Raw genomic sequence first — 26,602 nt, 5'->3', positions numbered from 1 at the left:
CATCTAAATTGTTAAAAGGACCGCCTTTATGTTCAGGAAAATTCACGCCCAGTTCTTTTAATTTGGCTTCCGCTTGTTCTTTAGTCAGGGTGCCGTCGCGCAGCTGATCCATAATAGCTTTCGCTTTTTTCTTTGTAGCCGCATCTAAATTGTTAAAAGGACCGCCTTTATGTTCAGGAAAATTCACGCCCAGTTCTTTTAATTTGGCTTCCGCTTGTTCCTTAGTCAGGGTGCCGTCGCGCAACTGATTCATGATAGCTTTCGCTTTTTCTTTAGTAGCTGCATCTAGATTGCTGAAAGGGCCTTCTTTGTGCTGAGGCAAGCTTACGCCGAGCTTCTGTAATTTTTCCTGTGCTTTTTTCATAATATCATCAACTTTTTGTTGTGTTGCATCATCCGTATTTGTTGTACTGCCATTTGTTCGCTCTACAACTGTTGAAGAGCTTGTTTCATCTTTGCTTGCTGCAAATGCCGTGGAATTTGCAGCGGCCATAACTCCTAGTGTTAAACCGCTTGCCATGATATAACCGAATAGTTTCTTTTTCATGCTGTTGTCACTCCTTAAAAGTTATAGGGGTGTGGTACAGAGCTGTCCACAATTGTTAATGTAACCACCAATAGTGAAAAAATGGTGAAAATAGATAAAAAACGAAAAAATATAGACGTTTGTTGAACAATACAGCTCTTTTATTGGATAACAAAATGAAATTCGATATGATTTTATCTAAACAGCAGCAAAAAAGAATGGAGACTTTATATAGATGAACGTTCTTAAAAAATTGGCAATAGCTTTGATAGTTGTAATAGCGGTAAGCCTGGTATTTTTGTTTCGCGATGAGTTAAAGCCTGGTCCAAGGCTAGAAGATTTTTCAGGAGCAACTGAGTTGCATCCTGTCGTAGAAGAAAAGAAAAATAAACTTGTTCAACAAGCAAGTGACCAAGGAATCTCGATTGTCATTACGGAAGGTTTCCGTTCAAAAGAAGAACAAGATAAGCTTTATGCAAAAGGCAGGACGGAAGAAGGCAACATTGTTACCTATTCAAAGGGCGGCCAGTCTTATCACAATTACGGATTAGCTATTGATTTTGCTATTCAGTCAAAAGATGGACGAGTTATTTGGGACATGGAATATGACGGTAATAACAACAATAAATCTGATTGGATGGAAGTTGTAGCTATAGCAAAAAAATTAGGATTCGAATGGGGAGGAGATTGGAAAGGGTTTAAAGATTATCCGCATTTTCAAATGAGTCCGGAAAATATAACAGACGACACACGCTAATAAAGCGTGTGTTTTTTTAAAAGAACAACATAATTTCATTATATTTATGTCAGAACCTCTACCGCGACTGAAATCTTGTACTTTCTTTTTTGTTAATTTTTTGACAAGACAATTATATATATTAATATAATAAAAACATAAATGGATGAGTAGAAAGAAAAGTGATTAGAGAAAAATGCCCTATAAAAATGAAAGACAATTTGTATAAAGATATGCGTTAACTAATATAATCTATTGATTAAGCTTATACAAGTACCTTCAGCCTAGCGAACGTATGCTTACATATCGGCGGATGCCGACAAAACCTTTTATTTTTCTAGCATATTTTATTTGAAGATAGTTCATTTTGATTACAAAAAAGAGATAATTTGTCAACTGTTGACTTTTTTTTGAGGGTAAGAATATAATTTTTAATATATTTTAAAAATTTTAAAAATTTAAATATTTATTGTTGTTCGCAGATTAGGAGGGGGAAAATGATTGTTTTTGACGGAGTGAATAAATATTACGGTGACTTTCACGTATTAAAAGATATCAATTTAACCATTAAAAAAGGGGAAGTTGTCGTCGTAATTGGACCGTCGGGTTCGGGTAAAAGCACGATGCTGCGATGCATAAATTATTTAGAAACAATATCTAACGGACAGTTAACGGTAAATAATATATTGGTGGCGGATAAAAAAACAAATATTAACAAACTGCGCCGCAATATAGGTATGGTGTTTCAGCATTTTTATTTATATCCGCACAAAACGGTTTTAGAAAATATCACGTTAGCACCTATGAAAGTATTGGGACAGTCGTCAGAAGAAGCTAAGAAAACAGCTCTATACTATTTAGATAAAGTCGGAATCGGTGAAAAAGCTAACGCCTACCCGTCCCAGCTTTCAGGCGGGCAGCAGCAGCGGGTAGCTATTGCGAGGGGACTCGCGATGAAGCCAGAAATTATGCTTTTTGATGAGCCTACCTCTGCTCTTGATCCAGAAATGATTGGAGAAGTGCTGGATGTCATGAAAACATTGGCTAAAGAAGGAATGACCATGGTAGTTGTAACTCATGAAATGGGGTTTGCAAAAGAAGTAGCGGACCGCATTGTATTTATGGATCAAGGAAAAATCTTAGAAGAGGCAACTCCGGCTGAGTTCTACGAAAACCCTCAAGAAGAAAGGGCACGTTTATTTCTTAGCCGTATTTTAAATCATTAATTGTTTAATAGGGGGAGTAATATGAAAAAATCAAAAACGTTTTTAAAGGCAGCTGTGCTTTCATTAGCAGCGGCTATGATGTTAGCAGCTTGTGGAGGGAAAAGTGAAGAAACGAGTGGATCGTCAGCTAAAAAAGATGCGCTCACTGAAATCAAAGACCGAGGGAAGATCGTCATTGGAGTTAAAAATGATACGCGGTTGTTCGGATTAAAAAATCCGAAGACGGGTGAAGTGGAAGGTTTTGATGTTGATATTTCTAAGCAGCTGGCTAAAGAGATTTTAGGCGATGAAAACAAGGTAGAATTTAAAGAAGTTACGTCTAAAACAAGGGTTCCTCTTCTTCAAAAAGGAGATATTGATGCTGTTGTTGCAACAATGACTATTACAGATGAACGTAAAAAAGAAGTAGACTTTACGGATGTATATTTCCAAGCTGGCCAGTCTCTGCTTGTGAAAAAAGGCAGTAAAATTAAGAGCGTTGATGATTTGAAGAAAGGTACTAAAGTGTTGGCTGTTAAAGGATCAACTTCAGCTATTAATATTCGCGAAAAAGCACCAGAGACAACGGTATTAGAGTTTGAAAACTATGCAGAAGCATTTACAGCTTTAAAATCTAAGCAAGGAGATGCTTTAACAACTGATGATGCTATTCTTTATGGAATGGCTGATGAAGATCCTTCTTATGAGTTAGTAGGAAAGCCGTTCACAGAAGAGCCTTATGGCATTGCTGTGAAAAAAGGAAACAAAGAGCTTGTAGATGCATTAAACGATGCGCTTAAAAAGATAAAAGACTCTGGAAAATATGATGAAATTCACGACAAGTGGATCAAATAATAAGCGTACAGTTTTCTTTTCTCAGGATGAGCAGCATTATGCTCATCCTGCTTGTTTAGTTGAAAGGAGGAAGAAAATTGTTGGATTTTTCAATTCTGACGGACAATATGGATCTTTATTTAGAAGGATTTAAATACACTATTATTGCCAGTCTGATCGCTCTAGTCGCCAGCTTTGCACTCGGTACGATCATTGCGGTAATGCGAATAGCCCCTCTCAAAATAGTAAATGTAATTGGTACGGTCTATGTAGAGTTCATTCGAAATATTCCCCTTGTGGTTATCGTCTTTTTTATTTTTATTGTGGCGGGAATCAGCGGTACAGCGGCCGGAGTGCTGGGACTAACTATTTATACGGCAGCTTTTATAGCCGAAGCCATACGAGCGGGAATTATGGCAGTTCCAAAAGGGCAGCTTGAAGCGGCACGTTCATCTGGCCTTACGTACGGTCAGGCGATGCGTTTCATTGTATTGCCTCAAGCCATTAAAATCGTCATTCCTCCTCTTGGGAATCAATTCATTAATTTAGTCAAAAACTCATCGGTGTTAGGGATTGTTGCTGGTTTTGATTTAATGTATCAGGCAGATCTTGTTTCCTCTCAAACTTACGTAGTGTTTGATGTGTATATTTTTGTGGCTCTGTTCTATTTAGTTCTAACGATTCCGTTAAGCTTAGGAGTTGGTTATCTTGAGAAACGTCTTGGTAAAACAAGCTGAAAGGAGTGAAAGTGATGGATTTTATGGGTGCTTATTCTCCTGATCACCTTTCCTTCTTAATGGAAGGATTTTGGGTCACTTTAAAAGTAGCATTCATTTCGATTGTATTAAGTTTTCTTATTGGAAGTATAGTAGGTATTTTAAGGTATGCCCGCATTCCAGTTCTGTCTTATGTACTTGCTTTTATCGTAGAAATTATCCGGAATTTGCCGCTGCTTTTAATCATCTTTTTTACATACTTTGCTTTACCTGAAATCGGAATTGATATGGAAATTACGTCAGCAGCGATTGTGGCCCTCACTGTATTTGAATCTGCTATGATTTCAGAGATTATCCGAAGCGGATTAAAATCAATTGAAAAAGGACAAATCGAAGCGGCGCGATCATCAGGTTTAAACTATTATCAAACGCTTCGTTTCGTTGTGCTGCCCCAAGCTTTGCGGAGAATGGTGCCTCCTTTAGTTAGTCAATTTATTTCCTTATTAAAAGATACGTCGCTTGCAGTAGTGATCGCACTTCCTGATTTGCTGCATAACGCTCAAATCATTTACGGACAGAAACAAAGCTACGTAGTCCCAATGTTTTTGATCATCGCGATGATGTATTTTATTGTAAACTATGCTTTATCTATCATTGCAAGAAGACTAGAAGTCAAAAGGGTGTAGATACTCTTTTGACTTTATTTTTGGAAAATAAATAACATTGACAATGTATTGATTCAACGCATAAAATGACTAAAGTAACAGTGGTAAAATCAGATCATTTTCATTCATCATAGAGAAGAAAAACAGTGTTGGTTCACCCCCTACTGAATATCCGGTAGGGGTTTTTGCGCAAGAAGTGATTTGGTTAAACTAACACGTAAAATGAACAGAAGGGACGGGCATCATGGAAAAACAAGATCAAAATTTAAAAAAAGGTCTGTTGCCTCGTCATGTGCAGCTCATTGCGCTTGCCGGTATGATTGGGACAGGCATTTTTAAAGGCAGTGCTGATACGCTAGGTATTGCAGGACCAAGTGTTGTACTGGCGTATTTGTTTGGCGGTCTTATCTTATTTATTGTAATGACAGCATTGGCAGAGATGGCAATTGTCTATCCGAATATGAACGTACAAAATTTAGTGCATAAGGCATTCGGTACGCAAACCTCTTTTATTGTAGGGTGGCTGTACTGGGTGAACTGGATTGTCGTGACAGTTGTTGAACTGCTTGCGGGAGGAAGCTTTTTGAAGTTTTGGTTCCCTTCTGTACCTCTTTGGCTCTTAAGCTTTCTCTGTGCAGTGCTGATTGTAGGGATGAATTTATTTCAAGTGAAGTATTACGGAGAAATTGAGTTTTGGTTTGCCGGTATTAAAGTAATTGCTCTTACTGCTTTTATCATTTTGGGAGCTTTCATTTTATTCGGTGTAATTCCAAGTGATGTGCAAAACCCCTGGGCAAATTATACGGCTCATGGAGGCTTTTTTCCTCACGGCATGAGCGGTGTGCTGAGTGCCTTTTTAATTGTGATGTTCTCTTACGGCGGAGCTGAATTAATTGGTGTGGCCGTAACGGAAACAAAAGATGTGAAAAACGTGTTACCGAAAGTGATCAAAGGCACAGTATGGCGAGTGATTGGCTTTTACATTTTGCCTATTTTAATTATTTGCGGCCTTATGCCCTGGAATTCTGTATCAGGACAAGACAGTCCATTTGTCCAAGTGTTTAGTATCACCGGACTGCCGGGTGCGGCTCATATTATGAACTTCGTTTTATTAACGGCCGTTTTATCAGCAGCGAATTCAGGGATGTATGCAACTTCGCGTACGCTCTATGCTATGGCTCAAAGCGGAGAAGCATCAAAGCGCTTCTTAAAAGTTTCAAAAAACGGTATTCCGATTAATGGTTTAATGATTACGGCTGTTTGTATTTTAATGGGTGTGTTTTTAGCTTATAAAACACCGGATAATGTAATTAGTTATTTAATGACCATTCCGGGCTTCACGATTATTCTTATTTGGGTAAGCATTTGTTTAGCTCAATTAAAGCTGCGTAAAGGGTATAAAGAAAAGCCGTTTTTCGCATTAAAGTGGTTTCCTTATACAACGCTTTTTGCAACAGCAGCACTGCTTGTTATTTTTGTATCATTTATGTTTAATAAAAACAATGTGATTGGATCCAGCGTATGTGCGGTTATCTTGGTCGTACTCCTCATTTTTTCATTTATTAATAAAAGTCGAAAAGAAAAAAAGTTTGAAGTATAGCAAAAAGGCAATATACTAGAAAGACGAGGGTAAAAGCTTGTCTTTCTTTTTTTGTGGAAGTTTCTGTATCACGTTACATATTTCTAGATGAAATGTTTAGTTAAATAAATAAAGGATGAGGACTATAATGGAATCAAATAATGTATTTACAACAAACCCAAAGAAGAAATCAAAGCACTTAGCCGTGATTTCTTTGGCGATTATGGGAGTGGGCTTCGTTGCCACAATGCCTTTTGGTGATTCAATTTGGGGTCGGTTGCTTCAAGGTGGGTTCGAAGCTGGGTTAGTCGGCGGATTAGCGGATTGGTTTGCCGTTACGGCTCTTTTTCGTCACCCTTTAGGCATTCCTATTCCACACACTGCGCTGCTTCCTAAAAACAGACAGCGTATTACAAGAGGGCTAGTCTCAACGCTTGAAAACGACTGGCTGTCAAAAGAAAGTATTCAAGAAAAAGTAAAAAGAATTGCGTTTACACAGCGTTTGCTTCCGATTGTTCGAAAAGGTGTTCATTCGGAAACAATTCAACAAAAAGGAACAGCACTGCTTGTTGATGCGATTAATCGTGTGGATACAGAGAAAGTCGTTCCTATTATTGAAAAAGAGCTCAAATCATCGCTTTTAGCAATAGAGTTAAAGCCTATTGTGCATTCGATTGTTGGAGAAGTGGTAAAAAATCAGTATGATGAAAAAGCGCTTGATGTTCTTTTAAATAAAGGGGAGAGCTGGATTAAAAAAGAAGAAACGCAGTATCAGCTCGGAAGTATTGCTAAAAATGCGCTTGATAATATTGAGCTTGATGGTATTTTACAATTCGCTCTCAAATCATTTCAAAGCATGATTAATGAAGAGAAGCTAGGATCTATTTTGCAAAATTTATTGCTTTCTATTACAGGACGTCTTCGTAACGAAGATGATGAATACCGCCTTGCTTTGGTAAATGGAATTAGAAAAGAGCTGCAAGGCTTGGAGCAGAATGAAGAACTTCTTGAAAAATTAGAAGCATGGAAACAAAAAACGATTAATGAATTAAATGTAACGAATAAATTAACAGAAATCGTCGATAAAATGAAAGCGAAAGTGACAGCATTCATTGAAAGCCCTGAATTTATGAAAAGCTACGCGGTTCCTTACGTAGAGAGCTGGCTGAATGCTCTTGAAGAGGATGAACAGCGTCAAGAAGCAATTGATACGGCTATTCAAAAGCAAATCATGAGCTTTGTAGAAGAGAATCATTCGAAAATTGGACAGCTTGTTCAAGAAAACTTAGATAAATTAGATGATGAAACACTTGTGGATATGATGGAAAACAATGTCGGAAAAGATTTGCAGTGGATTCGAGTGAACGGAGCTCTATGTGGATTCTTGATTGGTATTGTATTAACGGTTATTAAATTAGCGGTATAAAAAAAGAAGCACACTCGTTTTGGAGTGTGCTTTTTCTATTAATCATCTAGTTCTACACTGATTACGCCGCCGTTTTTGGCATCTACTGAAACAGTTGCTTCACGTTTATCAGCTGTGTCAATTTCAATTTCATATACTAAACGGTTGTTTTCTTGGTCTAGATCCGTTTCATTGACGGTTCCTTTAGCACTCTTTAAAGCTGTTTTTATCGCTTGATCTAATGAAATAGCAGGGGAAATGTTTTGAAGTTCCTCTTCTTTCTCATCTTCATTGTCTTTTTGCTCTTCATCAAATTCAATGATTTTACCGCTGCTGCTGTCAATGTCTACATCGTATTCTTTATTACCTTTTGTGATGTCTACTTCATATTGTTTAACGCCATCATCTATGGCTAATTGGATATTTGTAATGTCGCCGCCATCTGTTTTTTGAAGGGCAATGTCTTTTGCCTTTGCTTCTTCAATCGTTGTGGTTTGCTTCTTATCATTGCTTTTGGACTGGTCTGTCATTGCATATGCGCTTGCACCTAATCCACCGACTAGTACTGCACTGGCTAAAACGGTTGTAATAACTTTCATATGTTATGGCCTCCTCGATTTGTTGTTAAGACTATCTTAGCCAATGAACTTTAAAGGAAAAGAAGAAGAAGTTTAAAATTTTCTTAGAAATAAATAAAAATAGATAAAAAAAGCACAGCTTTCCGCTGTACTTTTAATCATCGTCATTTTCATAGGTGATGGAATCTACATGTCCGGAGTAAGCATTGATCATCACTTTAGCTTCTCTTGTTTTAGACTGATCAATTTCGACTTCGTAGAAGGTTTGGCCTTCTTCCTCTTCTATTTCAACTGAGGAAAACGTTCCTTTTACTTTTTGTAAAGCAATGTCTCTTGCTTGTTCCATTGAAATGAGAGGCTCGTCGGATGTAAGAGAAACTGGTGGCTGCTCGTTCTTTTTTTGCTCTTCTTCTATATTATTTTTAGTTTGAGTAGACGTTTGTTTCTTTACTTTTTGTTTGATTAATGAATGGACTTCTCCATTTTCTCCATTTACTGTGATGTGGTATGGAATATCATTTTTAAGCAAAGTGATTCGATAAATCGGTTCATCATCTTTTTGGGAAAAGCTTGCATTTTCAATAGTGCCGCCATATTTTTGCTGAATCATACTGCTGACGTCCGATTCCGATAAAATTGTATCAGGCCGATTCACTGCTTTTGCTATTCCGTAAAAGCTAGCTGAACCAACAGCAAGAAAAATAAGTATAAAAAGTACCGTTTTCTTCATACATTCACCTCCAGTATCTTAAAAAGTAGTATAGCAGGCGATTCTTAAAAATCTCTAAGAAAAGGCGAGAAATCAAAGAGGAAAGGAAACCGTTACTGATGTCCCTTTTCCTTCTTGGCTGCTAATCTCAATACGCCCGCTATGAGCTTCTACAATCTTTCGAGCAATAGATAATCCAAGTCCAGAACCACCGGTTTCTCGATTTCTTGCTTTATCTACGCGAAAAAAGCGTTCATACACGTTTGATAAGTCTTCTTTTGGAATACCAATTCCTTGATCTGTGACCGTAATCATAAAGCTTTCGCTTCTTGTTATGGTTACCTCTACCGCTTTTTCACTATATTTAATGGCATTATCTAAGAGGATGTACAGCAGCTGCTTTAAGCGTTTTTCATCCGCTGTTACGACGGGATGATCCGTTTTTATATTTAAATAAATGGTTCGTTCAAAGGCTTGTTCTAGATGTTTGATTGTTTGTCTGCAGATGGCCGCCGCATCTACGTGTTCCATGTGAAGCTCCCGCTGCGACTCATCTTTCGCAAGCACCAGCATTTGAGACGTAAGCTGTTTCATGCGTAAAGACTCAGAGTGAATGGCTTCGATGGCTTCTTCTAAAATATCAGGCCGCTTCATTCCCCATCGTTTTAGCATATTGGCATAGCTTTCTACAACGGTCAGGGGTGTTTTTAATTCATGAGAAGCATCGGATACGAACTGCTCTTGCTTTTTATAGTTTTCCTCTAATAAATCCATCATATTATTGAAGGTGTTGGCCATTTGATCTAACTCATCTTTAGAAGAAGAAGAGAGGTCAATTTTTTTAAATGTGCGAGACACTTGAATTTCTTCCATGGTTTGAATAAGAGATTTGATAGGCCGCAAAATAATTTTACTTAAAAGCCGTCCAGCAAATATGGTTGGAATTAATATAACAAGCGAGGCAATGAGCAAGATAAATTTTAATGTCTGCAGAGATTGTTCCACATCTGCCAGTTGTTCCGTGACTTCCAAAGAAACAACTTCACCGTTCGTCCAAATGACAGGGGTGTGTGAAATCGCGTATAGATGGCCGTCATCTTCTTTGATGCTTGTTTGTTCATTTGAATAATAGGAATAAGGTAAGTCCTGAAGCTCTTTCGTTTGATCCGTAACGGATACAACTAAAGGACTGCCGGATTTGGGTAAAATACGAATCATTCCGTTAGGGGGCAAATAGGCACGAAGCAAGTTGGCTTGTTTAACCGTCGCACTCGTTTGCTTTAGCCCATTTGTTACATTGCTTGTTTCTGTTTGCAAACGTTCAATTGCGTTGTCTTCCATGGTCTTCTTGAAAATGAAGTAAATCGAACTGTTTGCAATTACTAGCAGAATAAAAAGCAGCGCAGTTGATGTAAGAATAATCTTTGTTTGTAGTTTCATAAGCTACTCCTTCAGCATGTAGCCAACGCCGCGCACTGTTTGAATGTACGGAGTTGAAAATGAAGCATCAATCTTTTTACGTAAATAACGAATGTATACGTATACAATATTTGTGTCTCCGTAATAATCAAATCCCCAAACGTTTGTAAGAAGCTGTTCAAAGCTCAGCACTTGATTTTTGTTTTGAAGCATATAGACAAGTAAATCATATTCTTTAGGAGTCAGCTCAATAGCTTCATTTTCACGCGTAACTTCTCGCGTTTTTTCGTTAACGACTAAATTCCCTAGTTGAAGAGTTGCTGTTTCTTGTTCAGCAGTCGATGTTGATGCGGGATGGCGAAGCCATACGCGAATGCGTGCAAAAAGCTCTTCAATTTGAAAAGGCTTTGTAATGTAGTCGTTTGCTCCTAAATCTAGTCCGCTTACCTTATCAGGAAGGGCGTCTCGAGCTGTTAATAAGATAACGGGCGTTTGATCATCATTTGCTCGAATGCGACGAAGTACTTCGAGTCCGCTCAGTTCAGGAAGCATCACATCTAAAAGCAGCAAATCCCAATCGTGTTCTTGAAACTCTGCCAATCCTTCTGTTCCCGTGTAAGCTATGCCCGTTTCGTACCCTTCATGTTCAAGCTCGAGTTGAATTAAACGAGCAATTTTGCGCTCATCTTCTACTATTAAAATTCTGCCTTTACTCAACGAAAATTCCCCCTTGTGTCTATGTATAGCTGCGTACATTATAGCACGGAGAGATTGGAGGTGTATAAATGACAGGGAAATCAATAGTTATTTGACTAAATATATCAATAATAGCCCGAGAAATAATGTTCATTTTCTCAAGAAACTGATAAGATAGCTAATGACATTTAAAAATAAGAAAGGATTTCGATTATGTTATCAGCTATTAATTCAGTAGATTATACCATCTTCCACGCGGTGAATCAGTATGCCTCACACGTAAAGCCTCTAGATTCGCTGATGGTATTCTTTGCAGATTATGCCCAGTATGTACTTATCGTTTTACTCGGCTTGTTTTTACTTATTAATAAAAACGGCAGCCGTGTTGTAGCATTTCAAGCTTTGTGTGCTTGTGCCACAGGAGTCATTATCAATAAAGTGATTAGTTTATTTGCTTATCGAGATCGTCCGTTTATCTCTCACCACGTGAATCAGCTTATTGATCACGCCGCAAATTCTTCATTTCCAAGCGATCATGCTACATCTGCATTAGTTATCACTTTTACCATTTGGCTGCATTTCAAACGTTCAGGGCGCATGTGGGTTGTCATGGGCGTACTCATTGCCTTTTCACGCGTATGGGTTGGCGTTCATTATCCATTCGATGTGTTAACAGGAGCCGTTCTAGGCTGCGTGCTGGCGCTGTTTATTCATTATGTTATTTTTAATACGAAACTGATGAGAGCTATTACCAACTTGTCTATTTTTCGAAAATCAGCTTATGACGAACAGTCTCAATATTATTAAGAAAAAGTCGCAAATACGCGGCTTTTTTTATTGGGGAATTTTTAATGTATTTAATACTTGTTTTTTAAAATTAAATTGTGTACAATTAAATTACAGAAACGATAAACAAAAAACTTTTAATAAAATTAATGAAAAAGAGGAGAGGTTTATACATGAAAGCTTTATATGAAACAACAGTCGTTAACACAGGTGGAAGAACAGGAGAAGTTCACTCTTTAGATAACATCTTTAACTTAGACGTTGCAACACCTCCAGCGCTTGGTGGAGAAGCAACAACAGCAACAAACCCAGAGCAGCTGTTTGCAGCTGGATACAGTGCTTGTTTCAACAGCGCGTTAGAATTTATGTTGAAAAAACATAACGTAGAAATCAAAAGCAGTGAAGTAAAAGCTACTGTTCAGCTGCTTCCTGATAAAGCTGATCAAGGAGTGAAAATTGGAGTAGCGCTTGAAGCTCATATTGAAGGCTTAGATTTAGAAACAGCGAAAAAATACGTAGACCTAGCTCACTCATACTGCCCGTATTCAAAAGCAATCAGCGGCAACGTAGACGTAACGGTAGAAGTAGTTTAATTGCTTTAAAAAGCCCTGCTAAGCATGTAAAGCTTAGCAGGGCTTTTTTATTTGAATTTTCTCTATTCATTTGTAAGCGGTACTAGTATAATGAGGAAGAAAATGAATCATTCGCACAGTTTAGGTGCTCTTACATAGCGTAAGAGGTAACAGGGAATCGAGTGCAAATCTCGAGCGGTCCAGCCACTGTAAGCAGGGAGTTTTCTATCTTATCGTCACTCAAAATGGGGAAGACGGTAGAAAATGATGATCTCAAGCCAGGAGACCTACCTATTCTGTACACTTGACTCTTCTAGGAAAGAGGCGGTGTATCAAGGTACGCAGTGAGCAATTGCTGTTTATTTTCATATGCCGACACGTCCTCAATTTCTATAGAATTGAGGCTTTTTTACGTTTTATTTTAAAAAAAGGAGTGTAGGAAATGGAAGGTTTATCAGTTTTTTTACTTGTCTTTTTATTAGGAATCAGGCACGGATTGGATGCAGATCACTTAGCTTTTATTGACGGCCAGACCCGATATAATTGGAGAATGGGCAGCCGTTTTGCCCCGTGGGTCGGAACGCTGTTTTCACTAGGTCATGGAGGAATGGTGGCCGTCACGGCCGGGGTGCTGGGCGTGGTGATGAAGAATTTTACGTTTCCATCATATTTCGATCATTTTGCATCTTGGGTATCCATTATCTCTCTCTTTCTGATTGGAACATTAAACACATATCATTTGCTTCGAACTAAAAATAAAGAAGAAGAGTTTCAGCTGAGCGGATTAAAAGGGAAGTTTATTCCGAAAATCGCAAAAGGAACAACGAATCCTTTTTTAATTATTCTTGTAGGGGCATTGTTCGCTTTAGCAGCCGAAACGGTCAGTCAAACGGCCGTGTGGTCTCTAGCTGTAGGGAACGCAGGCAAGTATACGCCGCTTTTGTTGGGACTAGTGTTTATGTTTGGCATGATGCTTACAGATACAATCGATTCGATGATTGTACACAAAATGGTAAATGAATCGAGTAAATTTGGACAATCTGCTTCCCGCTTGATGGGCTGGGTTATTGTTGTCCTCGCGTATGGTGTGTCGTTCTATTTAGCATTCACTTTCTTTAACCCATGGGCCGAAGTAAACTTTGAAATGGTTGGCGTTATTCTGTTTATTTTTTTAGTGTCTATGTTTGTTTTTGTGAGTGTGAAGTCAAAAGGGAAAAATATTAAAATAAATGTCAATTAGTCAAACGAAAGCTTTAATCTGTTGAAGATTGAAGCTTTTTTGTATGAATTTGTTGAAGTTTATGGCTATTTTCGGTCGGTTATGAATAAGTTAAAGTATTATCTGTATTTAAAGGATGGAAAATTGTCTGAAAACCATTATAATTAAGGATAATTTAAGGTCGTTATGTGAAACGTAGAACATAGTTATACGTACGATAAATAAAAGCATTTAATGCAAGCAGCAGGGGTTTTCTAGAGGAGGAATTGATTTGAGTCAGGTAATGGTAGAACAAAGCGTGTTTAGTTATTTAAAAGAACACGAACAAGAGATGCTCGAAGATTTAGTGGGATTTGTGAAAAAAGAATCACCGTCCTACAGTAAAGAGTTAGTAGATCAGTGTGGAAAGTATTTAACGCAGCTGTTTCAAAAGCGTTTAGGGGTAGGGTACGAAATCATAGAAGAAAAAGAAGTAGGAAACCACTTGAAATTTACGATTGGAGAAGGAGAAAAGCAGCTTTTAATCATCGGTCACTTTGACACGGTGTGGGAAAAGGGAAGGCTGAGTCTAAGAACAGAGGGAAACAAGCTGTACGGTCCGGGAATTTTAGACATGAAAGGGGGCATTGTACAATCTATATGGGCGATTAAAGCGATTCAAGAGCTTGGCTTACCGCTGGATAAAAAAATTGTGTTTTTCTGCAATTCGGATGAAGAGATTGGGTCAATTTCTTCTAAAAAATACATTGAAGAAGAAGCGCAAAGAAGTGAAGCAGTGCTAGTAGCGGAACCGGCGGTGGCGGGTTCAGGTGCGTTAAAAACGTCGCGCAAAGGAGCGGGAATTTTTACCGTAAAAGTATGGGGACGAGCAGCACACGCGGGTAATCACCACAAAGAAGGAATCAATGCGATTGAAGAGCTGGCGCGCCAAGTGATTTTCTTGCAGAGCTTAACAGATTATGAAAAAGGTACAACGGTGAACGTTGGGACATTTACGGGAGGCAGCGGTACAAATGTAGTGCCGGAATATGCAGAAGCGCACGTGGATTTACGTGTTTCTACAGAAGAAGAAGCAAAACGCATGACGGATATTATTTTGAATTTAACACCCATTTTAAAAGGGATTAAGCTCGAAGTAACGGGAGGCATGAATCGTCCTCCGATGGTCAAGTCTAAACAAACGGAAGAGTTATTTGAATGCGCTCAGTCAATCGCGGCCAAACTGGGTATGAAATTAGAAGAAGCAGCTGTTGGAGGAGGAAGTGATGGCAATTTTACAGCGGCCATTGGCGTTCCCACGTTGGATGGGCTAGGAGCATGCGGAAAAGGAATACATGCGGAATATGAACATATTCAAATTGATACGTTATCCGAGCGTTCTTCTTTATTTGCGAATTTGCTGCTGCAAATATAAAAAAAGCCCGCCTCAAACGGAGGGGACTAATCTGAGAGCTTATATTGGGAGAGTATAAGCTTTCTTTTTTATTTACTGCTTTCTTCTTGAAGAGAAAAGGCAGTTTCTTTCTTTTTGAATACCACTGCATCAAGAGCAAGGAACTGGCTTCCTGCAAGAAATAAGTGAGCAGACATGGCAATTAAGGCAATATCAAACTCAAACCCGCCAACAAATCCGCTTTTAAGCTTGGCTGTAAAAATGGCGCCAAGCATAACTGCCACAAATAAAGCAGCTACGACTCTTGTTGCTAGACCAAGAATAATAAGAACCCCACCTACAAGTTCAATGGTTGCAACAATATATGCCATGAAACCAGGGATTCCTAAGCTATCGAAGAACCCTACTGTATTTTCAATCCCGCCTTGCCATTTTTGAAAGCCGTGCACTAAAAATGTAAAACCTAATACTAAACGAATAATAAGTGAACCAATTTCAACGTTTTTATTCACTTTACTTCCTCCTTTAAGTGTATTTGAAAAACACTACATTATGTAGTGTAAAAGCCTGAAAAAAGAAATGTAGCAATTAAATCAGAAAGTCTTTCTGATTTGGATAATTTTACAACATTATGAACATCACACTACACATTGTAGTGTGATGTTTGTCCCCAGTCAAGTAAAAATATAAAATTAGACCATTTGGCATACGAAAATTTTCTGAAGGGCACTTGAAAAATCCTTTAATTATGTATAATTTAGTCCCTTATTTTCAATCTTATTCTCCAACATGCTATACTGATGGCGGAGGTGTTACGATGCGCTTAGAAAATAAAAGAGTTATTGCGCTTGTTAGTGCAGACTTTGAAGATCTAGAACTATGGTATCCAGTGATGCGTCTTCGAGAAGAAGGAGCAGAAGTACATTTAGTTGGAGAAAAAGCAAACGAAACGTACATGGGGAAATACGGTGTTCCAGCCATATCGGACTACGCGTTTAAAGATGTTGATCCAGCTGAATATGACGCTATTTTAGTACCTGGAGGCTGGGCGCCGGATAAACTGCGCCGCTACCCTGAAGTAATTGAAATGGTTCGTCATATGGATGAACAGCAAAAGCCAATCGGCCAAATCTGCCATGCAGGATGGGTATTAATCTCTGCAAAAATCTTAGATGGCCGAAACGTAACAAGTACGCCAGGAATCAAAGATGATATGGAAAATGCGGGAGCTATTTGGCATGATGAAGCAGTCGTAATCGACGGCCACATCATTTCAAGCCGCCGCCCGCCAGACCTTCCTCCTTATGCAAAAGCATTTGCTGATGTACTAGCAGAGCAATAAGAAAAAAAGTCGAAACCATACTGGTTTTGGCTTTTTTTGTAAGGTCCGCTAAAAAAGAAATGATAAAGCAAATAAAAAACAATCATTAAAAAAGCGAGCAGATGCATCTGCTCGCTTTTGTTCGTGTTTCTTATCAGTAACTTGCTTTCTGCAAGTGTAAAAACAAAATGATTACTTTCTTTATAAAATCCATGATTACGGTTTTTGTATGTTTCGTTGTTGTTAGGGCACAATTAGCATTGATTGTGCTTGCATGGATTTCATCCATTGCCGCGGTTTGTTTTTCCACATGATCGATTAACCTAAACGACGCAAGCCCTACCTCTCTTGCATCCTTACGGCTCCGAAGCCGATCCAGTGTGAATAAGTTTTGTTCAAAGACATGTGTCGAATGCCAGTATTTTTACCTTGCATTGTACGATACATCCTTTCAAGTTACTTTCACTATGTCCAGCTTTTAAAGAAAAGCCAGAAATCTAAATATAACACCTCAGTTGATCTATGTCAAATAGAAAATGCAATTTTTTCACGTGAAACAATTGCAGCTAAAACATGGTTAAAGAAAGGGATATCTTTTTTATATGGAAGAGTTTTTTGATACGATAAGCTAGAGGAATCCTAGAGGAGGATGAAAAATGAATAAAAATGAACAGTTTCGAAATGATGTATTGAGCAGTGTAGAATCATTAACATATGAACAATTAAATCAACAGCCAGCATCTAATACGTGGAGCGTTATGCAAGTATTAGAACATTTATATTTGATGGAGCGCATGATTGTTTCACGTGTGAAAGATCAGTTAGAAAACGGTGTAGATCAGCCGACTGAAGATAAGCCGTTTCATTTAGCGGTAGACCGTGCGCGAAAAGTAGATGCACCGGCTCAAGTTACGCCTTCTAATGAAAAGCAGACATTAGAAGAAATGAAGAGTAAGTTGGCAGAATCGAGAGCGGCTTTAATAGAGCTAGAAGAAACAGCAAGTGAAAACAAGCTAAAGCAAAAATCATTTCCACACCCTGTGTTTGGGTTAATGGATTTAAAGCAGTGGATTGATTTTATTGGCTATCATGAAAAGCGTCATCAAGGACAAATAGAAGAAATCAAAACGGCAATTGGTGCATAAAAAAAACAGGCAGTCCGCCTGTTTTTTTATTTTTGGACCAAAATAGGATAATCCGACATCATCCAAATACCAACACTATATGTTTGGGGATTATGGTTCCCTACGGTAGAGCCTGTTTGAATGGTAAACGAGAGTTGCAGAGGATCTTGATCATAATAAATCGTTTGCTTGGTGGAAGGGGAATAAAGGCGCTTCGGAGGGATTTTAGGAACCGTATCCGTCGTGTTAACAAAACAGCGGCTATTTGAAACAAGATTTGTGTATGTTTGAACGAATTGAGGATCACCTACTCGAGGAGCTCCGTAGTTGTACATTGTAACTTCCGGAAAAGATGCGTTTGTGGCGACATCTAAGGCATGAAGAGCCGCGAGTGCACCACCTAGGCTATGCCCTGTTATATAAAGTGGCTTGAGGGTAAGGGACTGATACGTTTCAAAAATTTCATCACGGCATGATTCGTAAACGGCTAAAAAACCTTCGTGAACGAGACCAGCTTGTTGATTGTATGGATAAGGGCGTTGCCTAATGCGAGCATCAGCAATCCAGTCTGCCTCAGATTGAGTTCCTCGAAAGGCAATTACGATAGAGTCATCAGATTCTAAAATAAAACCAAACCATTCTTGCACCCCTACGGCAGAAGCTTTAAACGATTTAATAAGCCGGTAGCCTTCAGGTACATCAAATGTGCCTCCCTGTGCGTATTGCTTATAAGCTAAGACGCACGCGTAAAGAAGGTCTAGAGCTAAAGGACGATAAAATAAAGGCTCTATTCTCATCATTGTTTTTCACACCTTTTAATAGAAAATAACTCCTATAGCCTATGTGTTCCTGAGAAGAAAGGTGCAGATATCTCTCTTTTGAAAGCGATAATTACGGAATGTAAACGGTTTATCATTGGATGTTTTTGAGGGTTTTATAAGTTTTTTTGTGTATTTTAACTAAAAACGAGTTTTAATTTAGAGTTTTATTGTTAAAATTTATAATTTAACTTATAATTTAAAATAGTCTGAATGAAAAAATAAGGGGGTTATCGTTTGGAGCAATTTGTAACGAGTTTGAATAATGTGCTATGGAGCACACCTGTTATTTATGGGTGTCTTGCGATTGGCCTGTTTTTCTCAATTTTAACGAGGTTTTTGCAGGTACGACACTTAAAAGACATGGTTATGCTGATGTTTCAGGGTAAAAGCTCAGAAGCAGGAGTTTCTTCCTTCCAGGCACTGTCTTTAGCGCTGTCGGGACGAGTTGGAACAGGAAACATTGCTGGAGTTGCAACAGCTATCGCTTTTGGAGGTCCAGGAGCTGTATTTTGGATGTGGGCAGTTGCTTTTATTGGTGCTTCTAGTGCATTCATCGAATCAACACTTGCTCAAATTTATAAAGTTAAACAAGATGGCCAATATCGAGGTGGTCCAGCGTACTACATTGAAAAAGGAACAGGGATGAAATGGTATGGCATTTTATTTGCTATTGCAGCACTTGTTGCGATGAGTATCTTAATGCCGGGCGTTCAGTCTAACTCCATCGCGCTTGGCATCGACAACGCATTCGGCGTTAGTCCAACGGTTACAGCAGTAGGATTAGTTATTATTCTTGCTTTTATTATCTTTGGAGGCGTTAAGCGTATTGCAGGGGTGGCCCAATTCGTTGTACCTTTTATGGCACTTGGGTATATTATTTTAGCTCTTATTATTATTGCCATGAACATTTCCGAGTTGCCGGGAGTTATCGCCCTTATTTTTAAAAGTGCTTTTGCATTAGATTCTGCTTTTGGAGGAATCGTTGGTTTAGCTGTTTCTTGGGGAGTTAAGCGCGGCATTTATTCAAACGAAGCAGGACAAGGAACAGGACCTCACGCAGCAGCTGCAGCAGAAGTTTCACATCCGGCGAAACAAGGCCTTGTACAAGCTTTTTCGGTTTATATTGATACACTGTTCGTTTGTTCAGCAACAGCGTTTATGATTTTATTCACAGGCATGTACAACACGGAAGGACCAGGCGGTTCATTTATTATTTCAAATTTACCAGGTGTAGAAGCAGGGCCTGGATTTACACAAGCTGCTATTGAAACAGTGTTGCCAGGGTTCGGAGCTGGCTTCGTGGCAGTAGCCCTATTCTTTTTCGCGTTTACAACGATCATGGCATATTATTACATTGCTGAAACAAATATTGCTTACCTAACTCGCGGCAAGAACGGAAAGTGGGCTATGTTTGCATTAAAGCTTGTCCTTCTAGGAGCTACGTTCTACGGGTCAGTTAAACAAGCATCACTAGCTTGGGCGTTAGGTGATGCTGGACTTGGTATCATGGTATGGCTAAATTTAATTGCTATCTTAATTTTAGCTAAGCCTGCGTTAGTTGCATTAAAAGACTATGAAGCTCAGAAAAAACAAGGGATAGATCCTGTGTTTGATCCTGTTAAGTTAGGAATTAAAAATGCAGACTACTGGGAGAAAGAATATAAAAAAGATGAGTCACAAGTTTCGTAAATAAGAAAATCCTCACATATGTGAGGATTTTTTTATGAAGAAAGTGAGACAGATGAGTTATTTAAGTTATATCGATCCTTCAAACAATGAATACGGTGCAGTTCTTCAAGCAGATGGTGAATTGCAAGCAGTTCGTACAGCATTGTTGTTTCTGTTGAAAAAGGGTGATCCCCTCTGTGTTCTTCCTGCTTATGTGCCCAAAACCTTTGTTTTAAAGTCAAAACAAGCGTTTGATGGTGCAAAGAGCTTTTATATTGTTCATTTTGTAAGACGTTATGAAAGGAAGTGAAAGTATCCCATATTACTTGATGTCTTGCACTTTGCAGCTGATGAGCAGGCAAATAAATTAAATTACCAATATGGTAGACAAGCTGTCTCATAAGAGAAAGTTTTTTATATTCATAGTGAAATTTTCTCATAGCTGTACGAGTGAAATGGTGAAACTTCCATTCTTTGCGCTGATACTCACAAAGCGTCTCAATTTTTTCAATTTCAGCAGAAAGCTGCTGAAATTGAAGCTTTGTTTGTTTATGACAAGCGTGTACTTGGGAAAGCTCACTGCCTCTTTGCTGTAAAACGCCGCCCATTTGTTTTGAGAGATTTTGAATTTTCCCCGTAATAATCGGTGTATAATTAGGAGGAAGAACGATGATATTCACAAGTGAAGAAGTGAGCAGCCCAATACTAGTGGTCGCTAAGCGAATTAAAAACGATATAAAATAATGGTCATGCACAATCGTCAGCATAGCCACTCCTGTTAGCGTAGCAACGAGTGTTCCTGCATGTAAACGTAATTTATAACAGGATATAATAGTAGAAATGGCAACAAGCATATAGGTAAGCGGCGTTACCCCTAATAGAAATGTGTAAAGCATGGCAAAAGCAGCTCCGATTGCTGAAGCAGGAAAGCGGATGAATGCTTTTTTGATAGAATCGGCAGCGGTTGATTCAATCGTAACAATAGCTGTAATAACAGCGAGCATATAAGGCCAGCCAATGGCCTGACAAATGAGCGCAGTTAAAAAAACGGCAATGCCTGTTTTAATAATACGACCGCCTAAAAAATTGAATTTTTTTACGTTAATCATTATGCATACCTTCTTTAAAACAGTTAGTAATTTAATTATAAGGCATATTAAGGTGATAGGAAAACCCGTCTTAAAAACTAGCTTTCAAAAAACGAATAAATATACTATAATTTGTTTAAATATTTAAAAGAGGAGTACAACTAATGAAACAATTAATAAATGAAACAATCAATAAATTACAGGATACATTTTATGATGTAAGCAAATATATTGGGCAAAATCCTGAGCTTGGTCACGAAGAATTCAAAGCTTGCAAAGCATTAACGGATGTTTTAAAAGAACAAGGCTTCACAGTTGAAATTGGTACATGTGACTTACCAACGGCTTTTACCGCTGTTTATGACAGTCAAAAGCCAGGTCCGTCGATTGGGTTTATGGCTGAGTATGATGCTTTGCCGGATCTCGGACATGCATGCGGACATAACTTAATTGGAACCATGTCCATTGCAGCTGGTATTGGTCTTAGTAAAGCAGTTGCAGAAACAGGCGGCAAAGTATACGTATACGGCACGCCTGCAGAGGAAACACGAGGCGGCAAAGTGACGATGGCCGAGCAAGGTATTTTTAATCATTTAGACGTAGCTATGATGGTACATCCTTATTACTGCCACCAAAAAAGCGGACGTTCTCTTGCGATGGATGCCATTCAGTTTGAGTTCTTCGGAAAATCCGCGCACGCAGCTGCTGCTCCTCATGAAGGAATCAATGCGTTAGACGGCGTATTACAAACGTTCAACAGTATTAATGCGCTTCGCCAGCATGTGAAGCCGGATGTACGAATTCATGGAGTGATTACAGAGGGAGGCAAAGCGGCCAACGTTGTGCCTGATTATGCAGTAGCGCAATTTTATGTCCGTGCTTCAACTCGTGCATATGTAGATAAAGTGACAGAAAAAGTAAAGGCATGTGCAAATGGTGCTGCTTTAGCCACGGGAACAAAATTGAAAATCTCAAACTACGAGTTTTCTTATGATGATATGCAAACGAATCAAACATTATCCGATGTCTATACAAATAATCTCATTTCATTAGGCGTAAGTGAACAAAGCATTACAGAAGACCAAGGCGATCATGGATCTTTAGATATGGGGAATGTAAGCCAAGTTGTTCCGGCTATTCATCCTTATATTCAAATTTGTGATGATTATTTTGTTTGTCATACGCACGAATTTAGAGAAGCAGCTTTAAGTGAGCAAGGAAGAGAAGCAATGATACTCGGGGCACAAACAATGGCATTAACAGGGTATGACGTATTAACAAATCAAGCGTTGCTCCAAAAAATCAAACAAGAATTTAATGCTACCAAGTAAGAGGTAATGATAAAACCATACCAAATAATACGCTTGCCACTGCAAGCGTATTATTTAGTATGAGAAGTGGGACTGAATGGTTCGGAAAATTTGACCGTGGCGCTGTTCATCGCTCGCAGCTCGAACAATGCGGCTTTGAATTCGAGCATTTGTGATTCTTCTAGCGATTGATTGATAAAATGGAACGGTTTCTACTTCATCTTTAATGGATTCAGAGACCCCTTCTTGAAAAGTATTTGGCAGTTTTATGTTCAATGAAATCTGTGGATAGCTGCCTGATAAATCATAATAGGCTTTAGAAAACCAGTCAAAGTGTTTAATTTCATCCTGCCGAATACCTGATATAGCTTGTTGAAATTGATTATTAGGAGCCAGCTCTGCTAGGCGTGTATAGTAGTGAATAGCGGAAAACTCATCGTTTACAGCTTTGTTTATATCTCTTAGAAGCTGTTCATCTAGTCTTGTATCATCTTCCCAATATTCTTCATGCCGGGAGTAAAATTCATTCATATGGATATACCTCCTCACCGTTTTGTTCTCTTGTCGTCACCATCATCGTATGTATAGACAAGAACAGACGTACATTAAAAGAAAAAAGTTTAACAAAATGGTAAAAAGGGTATGTGCAGAGAATAGTATCAAAAAAGACAGAGGTTATCTTATGATTAAAATTGTAGCTAAAACCAAAGAAGGAGCTATTAAAGAAATAGAAATGAATGAGATTCGTTCAAGCCATGACTTTCAATGGTATTGGGTTGATTTTTACAACCCCACCGAGGAAGAAAAAAAGCAGCTTGAACAATTTAATTTTCATCCTTTAGCAGTTGAGGACTGTTTAAATCAAGGTCAGCGGGCTAAATTTGAGTTGTATGATGAGCATTATTTTTTAGTCTATTATGCCCTTCATAAAGAAGAGCTTGAGCACTTAGAAGTATCTGCGTTTGTAGGAGATAACTTTTTAGTCACTTACCATATGGATAAGCTAACGAGCGTGGCTAGGGTGTGGGAGCTTATCAAAAAAGACCCTGAGGCTACCGAAGATGGAACATGGGATATCATGTATGAACTCTTAGATCATACCGTTGACGAATACTTCCCTGTGCTTTATAAATTTGAAGATCACATAGACGACATTGAAGACAATGCAAAAGACGAACCTATGGATGAATTAATGAGGCAGCTTTATGACATCCGAAGTGATTTGTCACGAATGCGCCGCATTTTAAACCCTATGAGAGATTTAATGTATCGTATTATGTCAACTAATGCGTTAAAAGCAAAAGAGCAGGTTCGCTATTTTAATGATATTTATGACCACCTATTAAATATGATTGAAATTATGCAAGCAAGCAGGGATTTGTCAAATGACATCCGAGAAAGCTTTATGTCCATTAACTCGGATCGTATGAACTCGATCATGTTTACGCTCACGCTTATGTCAGCTATTTTCTTACCGTTGACGTTTATTGCTGGCCTCTATGGCATGAACTTTTCATATATGCCGGAACTGACGGGGAAATATAATTATTTTATTGTACTTGGCATTATGATTGGGCTTGTAGGCGTAATGGTCTTTGCTTTTTATAAAATGGGATGGTTTAAATATCGAAAAGGACCTAAACTATAAAGTAGATTGTTAACCTTCCTGTATAAATGTTAATCAACTCAGTAAAAATGAAATTAAATAAGCGAAGATCTTATCTGACTCTAGATAAGATCTTTTTCTTGTGCTATAAACAAGAAAAGCAGGGAAGCGAGGGAAGAATGTGAAACACGGAAGAATGGGGCTGCGAAGCATCACGGTGCTGCTTGTATGCATGGTGGTGATTCTATCGCTATTGTTAACGGATTTATTAGTTAGCAGTTCAATTGGAAAAAATATTCGGGATCAACAGGCTGAAAAAGCTCGGACTATTGCTACGATTATTTCAGAATCAACGAACGTGAAAGAAGGACTAGAGACAAAAACACCTCAGTCAATTCAAGAATTTACTAAACGAATTCGTGAAAAATCAAGCGTCTTGTTTATCGTTGTTATGGATATGAATGGAATTCGCCAATCTCACCCAGATCCTAAAAAGATAGGAAAGAGGTTTGCCGGAGGCGATGAGCAAAAATCATTGCACGGGAAATCTTATGTATCTGTATCAAAAGGAACGCTTGATAAATCTCTGCGCGCTTTTGCACCTATTTATAATGAGAAAAATCAGCAAATTGGCGCAGTAGCTGTGGGGATTTCTTTGAATAATGTAAATGAAGCAATTAGAGATGGGCATCGTCGAATTGTTTTAGGTTCATTAATTGGTTTACTTGTAGGCGTTCTTGGTGCTATTTTATTAGCGAATTACATAAAGAAAATTTTATTTGGCTTGGAACCTTCTGAAATTGCTAAAATTCTAGAAGAGAGAAGCACCATGCTGCAGTCGGTTCGTGAAGGAGTGATAGCTGTTGATAAAGAAGGTAATATTACACTTGCTAATCGTTCTGCACGCCGCTTATTTGTTAAAGCTGGGTTAGCACCAGAGCCAATCGGTTTGTCTATTCGAGAATATATGCCCACCTCCAGGTTGGACGACGTTTTGTCTACGGGGGAATCTCATTATGATGAAGAGCAAGTCATAAATGGAGTAGCCATTGTGGTTAATAGGGTTCCGCTAGTAGTAAACGAAGAGATTGTAGGGGCACTTTCTACGTTTAGGGATAAAACAGAAGTTAATATCTTAGCAGAGCAGCTAACAGGTGTTAAAATGTATGTGGAAGCGCTTCGAGCACAATCGCATGAATTTATGAATAAACTTCATGTGATTTTAGGAATGGTGCAGATGAATTATTATGATGAGCTAAAAACGTATATTCATCAGCTTGTTAATCACCGTGTCGATGAATCTAGTTCAGTGACTAAAACTATTAAAGATCATGCGTTGGCAGGGTTCCTCATGGGCAAAATGAGTTATGCTAGAGAGGAAAGCGTAGAACTGACATTTTCCGCTGATGAAGTTATTCCAGAACCTTCAGATCCACACGTTACTCATCATCTCATTACCATTATTGGAAATTTAATTGATAATGCAATTGATTCAGTTTGTCATCAAGCCTCTAAAAAAGTGTCCGTTATGCTTGTGTATAAAAACAATAAACTTACGATTCAAGTCACGGATACAGGCTGCGGCATTCCTTCCGATACAATGAATCAGATTTTCAAGAAAGGCTTTTCTACAAAAGGCACGAGCAGAGGGTTTGGGCTGCATTTAGTAAAGCAAACGATTGATGAATTAGGTGGCCAAATCGTCATTGACTCATTTATAAATAGCGGTACCACATTCTATATTGATATTCCGTACGAAACAAGGAGAGATCAAGTTGATTAAAGTATTAATTGTTGAAGATGACCCCATGGTTGCTCAGTTTAATCAAAAGTACATTGAAGAGATAGAGGGGTTTACAGTAGTCGCTGTTGCTCATTCGGGTCGTGAAGCCTTGGTGAAGGTAAATGAATATCAAGTTGATTTAGTGCTGCTTGATATCTTTATGCCCGGGCAAAATGGTTTGAGAGTTTTACAAGAGATTCGAACAAAACAAGAGGAAATAGATGTCATTTTTATCACCGCTGCTTCAGATGCCCAAACGATTCAGCAAGCTTTACGCTACGGAGCGATTGATTATTTGATTAAGCCTTTTACATTTGAACGCTTTTATCAAGCACTTTCGGCTTACAAACAAACATTTCGCACGTTAAAACAGCAACCTCAGCTTAATCAACAGGAATTGGACGGGCTGTTGTCTAATAAAAAAATAAAAGAAGCTCCGGTAGAGCCATTGCCTAAGGGTTTAACGACTGGAACATTAGAAGTTATCGTAGAAGCCATCGAGCATCTTAAAGATCACCCTTTTTCGACCGATGATGTAGCTGAAAAAACGGGAATCTCAAGAGTGTCTATTCGAAAATATTTAAAATTTCTAACAGATATAGGTCTTCTTGGAGAAAGAATGACTTACGGCACAATAGGACGTCCTGTGTATGCGTACTTATACAATGAACAAAACCGTCACTTGCTGCATCACTACCTCGTTGACTTTGAAAAATAAAGAGATTGACCTGTCAGAGACGTCCGGTGCTATTTTGTCGGTGTGAGAATATTTTACTGTAGAGTGCCAGTGAGTTAAGTGGTATGGTTGATAATAACAAAGAAAAAAACAAGTCGTTTGACTGA

Annotated in this window: 27 protein-coding genes and 1 riboswitch; of the genes, 18 read left to right on the top strand and 9 right to left on the bottom strand. The window is 38.5% G+C overall.

Features of this window, described 5'->3' with window-relative positions; all coding sequences use genetic code 11:
* Positions 1 to 547 (bottom strand): hypothetical protein (locus tag AC3WJG_RS23085; RefSeq protein ID WP_492588619.1); only part of this gene is annotated, 547 nt, incomplete at its 3' end.
* 214 nt (positions 548 to 761) lie between these two features.
* Between AC3WJG_RS23085 and AC3WJG_RS23080 the strand changes: the two genes are divergently transcribed.
* The 7 genes from AC3WJG_RS23080 (at position 762) to AC3WJG_RS23050 (ending at position 7,687) form a co-directional block, all read left to right on the top strand.
* Complete coding sequence (locus tag AC3WJG_RS23080; protein WP_252124017.1) at positions 762 to 1,283, top strand: M15 family metallopeptidase; 522 nt, start codon at positions 762 to 764, stop codon at positions 1,281 to 1,283.
* A 476-nt stretch (positions 1,284 to 1,759) separates the two neighbouring features.
* A complete protein-coding gene (locus AC3WJG_RS23075; RefSeq protein WP_028410185.1) occupies positions 1,760 to 2,488 on the top strand; it encodes an amino acid ABC transporter ATP-binding protein in 729 nt (242 codons plus the stop codon).
* A gap of 21 nt (positions 2,489 to 2,509) precedes the next feature.
* Complete coding sequence (locus AC3WJG_RS23070; RefSeq protein ID WP_337134556.1) at positions 2,510 to 3,322, top strand: transporter substrate-binding domain-containing protein; 813 nt, start codon at positions 2,510 to 2,512, stop codon at positions 3,320 to 3,322.
* 77 nt (positions 3,323 to 3,399) lie between these two features.
* Positions 3,400 to 4,038, top strand: coding sequence for an amino acid ABC transporter permease (locus tag AC3WJG_RS23065; protein ID WP_025752890.1), 639 nt, complete (start codon positions 3,400 to 3,402; stop codon positions 4,036 to 4,038).
* Between the two features lie 14 nt (positions 4,039 to 4,052).
* On the top strand, positions 4,053 to 4,703 hold the full coding sequence (locus AC3WJG_RS23060; protein ID WP_047931859.1) for an amino acid ABC transporter permease: 651 nt from the start codon (positions 4,053 to 4,055) through the stop codon (positions 4,701 to 4,703).
* A gap of 223 nt (positions 4,704 to 4,926) precedes the next feature.
* Positions 4,927 to 6,282 carry an amino acid permease gene (locus tag AC3WJG_RS23055; RefSeq protein WP_013055076.1) on the top strand — a complete coding sequence of 452 codons (1,356 nt, stop codon included), beginning with the start codon at positions 4,927 to 4,929 and terminating at the stop codon, positions 6,280 to 6,282.
* Positions 6,283 to 6,409: 127 nt separating this feature from the next.
* The gene (locus AC3WJG_RS23050) at positions 6,410 to 7,687 is read left to right on the top strand and encodes a DUF445 domain-containing protein (RefSeq protein WP_102813415.1); all 1,278 of its coding nucleotides are present in this window, start codon (positions 6,410 to 6,412) and stop codon (positions 7,685 to 7,687) included.
* Positions 7,688 to 7,725: 38 nt separating this feature from the next.
* Here the strand turns inward: AC3WJG_RS23050 and AC3WJG_RS23045 are convergent, their stop codons facing one another.
* From AC3WJG_RS23045 to AC3WJG_RS23030, 4 genes are all read right to left on the bottom strand, one after another.
* A complete protein-coding gene (locus tag AC3WJG_RS23045; protein WP_102813416.1) occupies positions 7,726 to 8,265 on the bottom strand; it encodes a PepSY domain-containing protein in 540 nt (179 codons plus the stop codon).
* A 133-nt stretch (positions 8,266 to 8,398) separates the two neighbouring features.
* Positions 8,399 to 8,974 carry a PepSY domain-containing protein gene (locus AC3WJG_RS23040; RefSeq protein ID WP_337134557.1) on the bottom strand — a complete coding sequence of 192 codons (576 nt, stop codon included), beginning with the start codon at positions 8,972 to 8,974 and terminating at the stop codon, positions 8,399 to 8,401.
* Positions 8,975 to 9,046: 72 nt separating this feature from the next.
* Entirely contained in the window at positions 9,047 to 10,393 is a 1,347-nt protein-coding gene (locus tag AC3WJG_RS23035; RefSeq protein ID WP_102813417.1) for a HAMP domain-containing sensor histidine kinase, read from the bottom strand.
* A 3-nt stretch (positions 10,394 to 10,396) separates the two neighbouring features.
* The gene (locus AC3WJG_RS23030; RefSeq protein ID WP_276538749.1) at positions 10,397 to 11,128 is read right to left on the bottom strand and encodes a response regulator transcription factor; all 732 of its coding nucleotides are present in this window, start codon (positions 11,126 to 11,128) and stop codon (positions 10,397 to 10,399) included.
* Positions 11,129 to 11,281: 153 nt separating this feature from the next.
* Here AC3WJG_RS23030 and AC3WJG_RS23025 point away from each other — a divergent pair, with 153 nt between their 5' ends.
* From AC3WJG_RS23025 to AC3WJG_RS23010, 4 genes are all read left to right on the top strand, one after another.
* The gene (locus AC3WJG_RS23025; RefSeq protein ID WP_013055082.1) at positions 11,282 to 11,875 is read left to right on the top strand and encodes an undecaprenyl-diphosphatase; all 594 of its coding nucleotides are present in this window, start codon (positions 11,282 to 11,284) and stop codon (positions 11,873 to 11,875) included.
* Positions 11,876 to 12,027: 152 nt separating this feature from the next.
* On the top strand, positions 12,028 to 12,447 hold the full coding sequence (locus AC3WJG_RS23020) for an organic hydroperoxide resistance protein (RefSeq protein WP_013055083.1): 420 nt from the start codon (positions 12,028 to 12,030) through the stop codon (positions 12,445 to 12,447).
* A 105-nt stretch (positions 12,448 to 12,552) separates the two neighbouring features.
* A riboswitch (cobalamin riboswitch) is annotated at positions 12,553 to 12,735 on the top strand.
* Between the two features lie 133 nt (positions 12,736 to 12,868).
* Complete coding sequence (locus tag AC3WJG_RS23015; RefSeq protein WP_013055084.1) at positions 12,869 to 13,666, top strand: HoxN/HupN/NixA family nickel/cobalt transporter; 798 nt, start codon at positions 12,869 to 12,871, stop codon at positions 13,664 to 13,666.
* 262 nt (positions 13,667 to 13,928) lie between these two features.
* Positions 13,929 to 15,059, top strand: coding sequence for a M20 family metallopeptidase (locus tag AC3WJG_RS23010; RefSeq protein WP_060746138.1), 1,131 nt, complete (start codon positions 13,929 to 13,931; stop codon positions 15,057 to 15,059).
* A gap of 68 nt (positions 15,060 to 15,127) precedes the next feature.
* Here the strand turns inward: AC3WJG_RS23010 and AC3WJG_RS23005 are convergent, their stop codons facing one another.
* Positions 15,128 to 15,550 carry a DoxX family protein gene (locus AC3WJG_RS23005; RefSeq protein ID WP_060746104.1) on the bottom strand — a complete coding sequence of 141 codons (423 nt, stop codon included), beginning with the start codon at positions 15,548 to 15,550 and terminating at the stop codon, positions 15,128 to 15,130.
* A 305-nt stretch (positions 15,551 to 15,855) separates the two neighbouring features.
* Between AC3WJG_RS23005 and AC3WJG_RS23000 the strand changes: the two genes are divergently transcribed.
* Both AC3WJG_RS23000 and AC3WJG_RS22995 read left to right on the top strand, forming a co-directional pair.
* Positions 15,856 to 16,380, top strand: coding sequence for a type 1 glutamine amidotransferase domain-containing protein (locus AC3WJG_RS23000; protein ID WP_028410168.1), 525 nt, complete (start codon positions 15,856 to 15,858; stop codon positions 16,378 to 16,380).
* 635 nt (positions 16,381 to 17,015) lie between these two features.
* Entirely contained in the window at positions 17,016 to 17,504 is a 489-nt protein-coding gene (locus AC3WJG_RS22995) for a DinB family protein (RefSeq protein ID WP_337134558.1), read from the top strand.
* A gap of 26 nt (positions 17,505 to 17,530) precedes the next feature.
* Here the strand turns inward: AC3WJG_RS22995 and AC3WJG_RS22990 are convergent, their stop codons facing one another.
* Positions 17,531 to 18,283, bottom strand: a complete 753-nt coding sequence (locus AC3WJG_RS22990; protein WP_098579327.1) for a lipase family protein — start codon at positions 18,281 to 18,283, stop codon at positions 17,531 to 17,533.
* Positions 18,284 to 18,538: 255 nt separating this feature from the next.
* Between AC3WJG_RS22990 and AC3WJG_RS22985 the strand changes: the two genes are divergently transcribed.
* Positions 18,539 to 19,993: an alanine/glycine:cation symporter family protein gene (locus tag AC3WJG_RS22985; protein WP_050688464.1), complete on the top strand. Its 1,455-nt coding sequence runs from the start codon at positions 18,539 to 18,541 to the stop codon at positions 19,991 to 19,993.
* Positions 19,994 to 20,025: 32 nt separating this feature from the next.
* On the opposite strand, the gene AC3WJG_RS22980 is transcribed toward AC3WJG_RS22985, so the two are convergent.
* A complete protein-coding gene (locus AC3WJG_RS22980; protein WP_337134559.1) occupies positions 20,026 to 21,081 on the bottom strand; it encodes an aromatic acid exporter family protein in 1,056 nt (351 codons plus the stop codon).
* A 143-nt stretch (positions 21,082 to 21,224) separates the two neighbouring features.
* On the opposite strand from AC3WJG_RS22980, the gene AC3WJG_RS22975 reads away from it, so the two are divergent.
* Positions 21,225 to 22,391, top strand: coding sequence for a M20 family metallopeptidase (locus AC3WJG_RS22975; RefSeq protein ID WP_028410164.1), 1,167 nt, complete (start codon positions 21,225 to 21,227; stop codon positions 22,389 to 22,391).
* A gap of 54 nt (positions 22,392 to 22,445) precedes the next feature.
* On the opposite strand, the gene AC3WJG_RS22970 is transcribed toward AC3WJG_RS22975, so the two are convergent.
* Positions 22,446 to 22,901, bottom strand: a complete 456-nt coding sequence (locus AC3WJG_RS22970; RefSeq protein ID WP_098248780.1) for a ferritin-like domain-containing protein — start codon at positions 22,899 to 22,901, stop codon at positions 22,446 to 22,448.
* Positions 22,902 to 23,052: 151 nt separating this feature from the next.
* Here AC3WJG_RS22970 and corA point away from each other — a divergent pair, with 151 nt between their 5' ends.
* The 3 genes from corA (at position 23,053) to AC3WJG_RS22955 (ending at position 26,477) form a co-directional block, all read left to right on the top strand.
* Positions 23,053 to 24,018 (top strand): magnesium/cobalt transporter CorA, encoded by a 966-nt coding sequence (gene corA / locus AC3WJG_RS22965; protein WP_013055095.1) that lies wholly within the window; start codon positions 23,053 to 23,055, stop codon positions 24,016 to 24,018.
* A gap of 154 nt (positions 24,019 to 24,172) precedes the next feature.
* A complete protein-coding gene (dcuS, locus tag AC3WJG_RS22960; protein WP_060746139.1) occupies positions 24,173 to 25,759 on the top strand; it encodes a DcuS/MalK family sensor histidine kinase in 1,587 nt (528 codons plus the stop codon).
* Complete coding sequence (locus AC3WJG_RS22955) at positions 25,752 to 26,477, top strand: response regulator (RefSeq protein ID WP_098332935.1); 726 nt, start codon at positions 25,752 to 25,754, stop codon at positions 26,475 to 26,477. The genes dcuS and AC3WJG_RS22955 overlap by 8 nt, the downstream gene beginning before the upstream one ends.
* Positions 26,478 to 26,602: the final 125 nt, after the last annotated feature.

The sequence above is a fragment of the Priestia sp. FW507-14D1A genome (assembly GCF_058781295.1).
This window is presented reverse-complemented; position numbering and strand designations above follow the sequence as displayed.

Bases quoted from the DNA above. Each gene is read 5' to 3' on its own strand.
- AC3WJG_RS23035 (WP_102813417.1), bottom strand. From the start codon at position 10,393: ATGAAACTACAAACAAAGATTATTCTTACATCAACTGCGCTGCTTTTT.
- AC3WJG_RS23020 (WP_013055083.1), top strand. From the start codon at position 12,028: ATGAAAGCTTTATATGAAACAACAGTCGTTAACACAGGTGGAAGAACA.
- AC3WJG_RS23075 (WP_028410185.1), top strand. From the start codon at position 1,760: ATGATTGTTTTTGACGGAGTGAATAAATATTACGGTGACTTTCACGTA.
- AC3WJG_RS22980 (WP_337134559.1), bottom strand. From the start codon at position 21,081: ATGATTAACGTAAAAAAATTCAATTTTTTAGGCGGTCGTATTATTAAA.
- dcuS (WP_060746139.1), top strand. From the start codon at position 24,173: ATGGGGCTGCGAAGCATCACGGTGCTGCTTGTATGCATGGTGGTGATT.
- AC3WJG_RS23050 (WP_102813415.1), top strand. From the start codon at position 6,410: ATGGAATCAAATAATGTATTTACAACAAACCCAAAGAAGAAATCAAAG.
- AC3WJG_RS23055 (WP_013055076.1), top strand. From the start codon at position 4,927: ATGGAAAAACAAGATCAAAATTTAAAAAAAGGTCTGTTGCCTCGTCAT.
- AC3WJG_RS23070 (WP_337134556.1), top strand. From the start codon at position 2,510: ATGAAAAAATCAAAAACGTTTTTAAAGGCAGCTGTGCTTTCATTAGCA.
- AC3WJG_RS23080 (WP_252124017.1), top strand. From the start codon at position 762: ATGAACGTTCTTAAAAAATTGGCAATAGCTTTGATAGTTGTAATAGCG.
- AC3WJG_RS22975 (WP_028410164.1), top strand. From the start codon at position 21,225: ATGAAACAATTAATAAATGAAACAATCAATAAATTACAGGATACATTT.
- AC3WJG_RS23045 (WP_102813416.1), bottom strand. From the start codon at position 8,265: ATGAAAGTTATTACAACCGTTTTAGCCAGTGCAGTACTAGTCGGTGGA.
- AC3WJG_RS23000 (WP_028410168.1), top strand. From the start codon at position 15,856: ATGCGCTTAGAAAATAAAAGAGTTATTGCGCTTGTTAGTGCAGACTTT.
- AC3WJG_RS23030 (WP_276538749.1), bottom strand. From the start codon at position 11,128: ATGTACGCAGCTATACATAGACACAAGGGGGAATTTTCGTTGAGTAAA.
- AC3WJG_RS23060 (WP_047931859.1), top strand. From the start codon at position 4,053: ATGGATTTTATGGGTGCTTATTCTCCTGATCACCTTTCCTTCTTAATG.
- AC3WJG_RS22995 (WP_337134558.1), top strand. From the start codon at position 17,016: ATGAATAAAAATGAACAGTTTCGAAATGATGTATTGAGCAGTGTAGAA.
- corA (WP_013055095.1), top strand. From the start codon at position 23,053: ATGATTAAAATTGTAGCTAAAACCAAAGAAGGAGCTATTAAAGAAATA.
- AC3WJG_RS23010 (WP_060746138.1), top strand. From the start codon at position 13,929: ATGGTAGAACAAAGCGTGTTTAGTTATTTAAAAGAACACGAACAAGAG.
- AC3WJG_RS23015 (WP_013055084.1), top strand. From the start codon at position 12,869: ATGGAAGGTTTATCAGTTTTTTTACTTGTCTTTTTATTAGGAATCAGG.
- AC3WJG_RS22990 (WP_098579327.1), bottom strand. From the start codon at position 18,283: ATGATGAGAATAGAGCCTTTATTTTATCGTCCTTTAGCTCTAGACCTT.
- AC3WJG_RS22970 (WP_098248780.1), bottom strand. From the start codon at position 22,901: ATGAATGAATTTTACTCCCGGCATGAAGAATATTGGGAAGATGATACA.
- AC3WJG_RS23025 (WP_013055082.1), top strand. From the start codon at position 11,282: ATGTTATCAGCTATTAATTCAGTAGATTATACCATCTTCCACGCGGTG.
- AC3WJG_RS23040 (WP_337134557.1), bottom strand. From the start codon at position 8,974: ATGAAGAAAACGGTACTTTTTATACTTATTTTTCTTGCTGTTGGTTCA.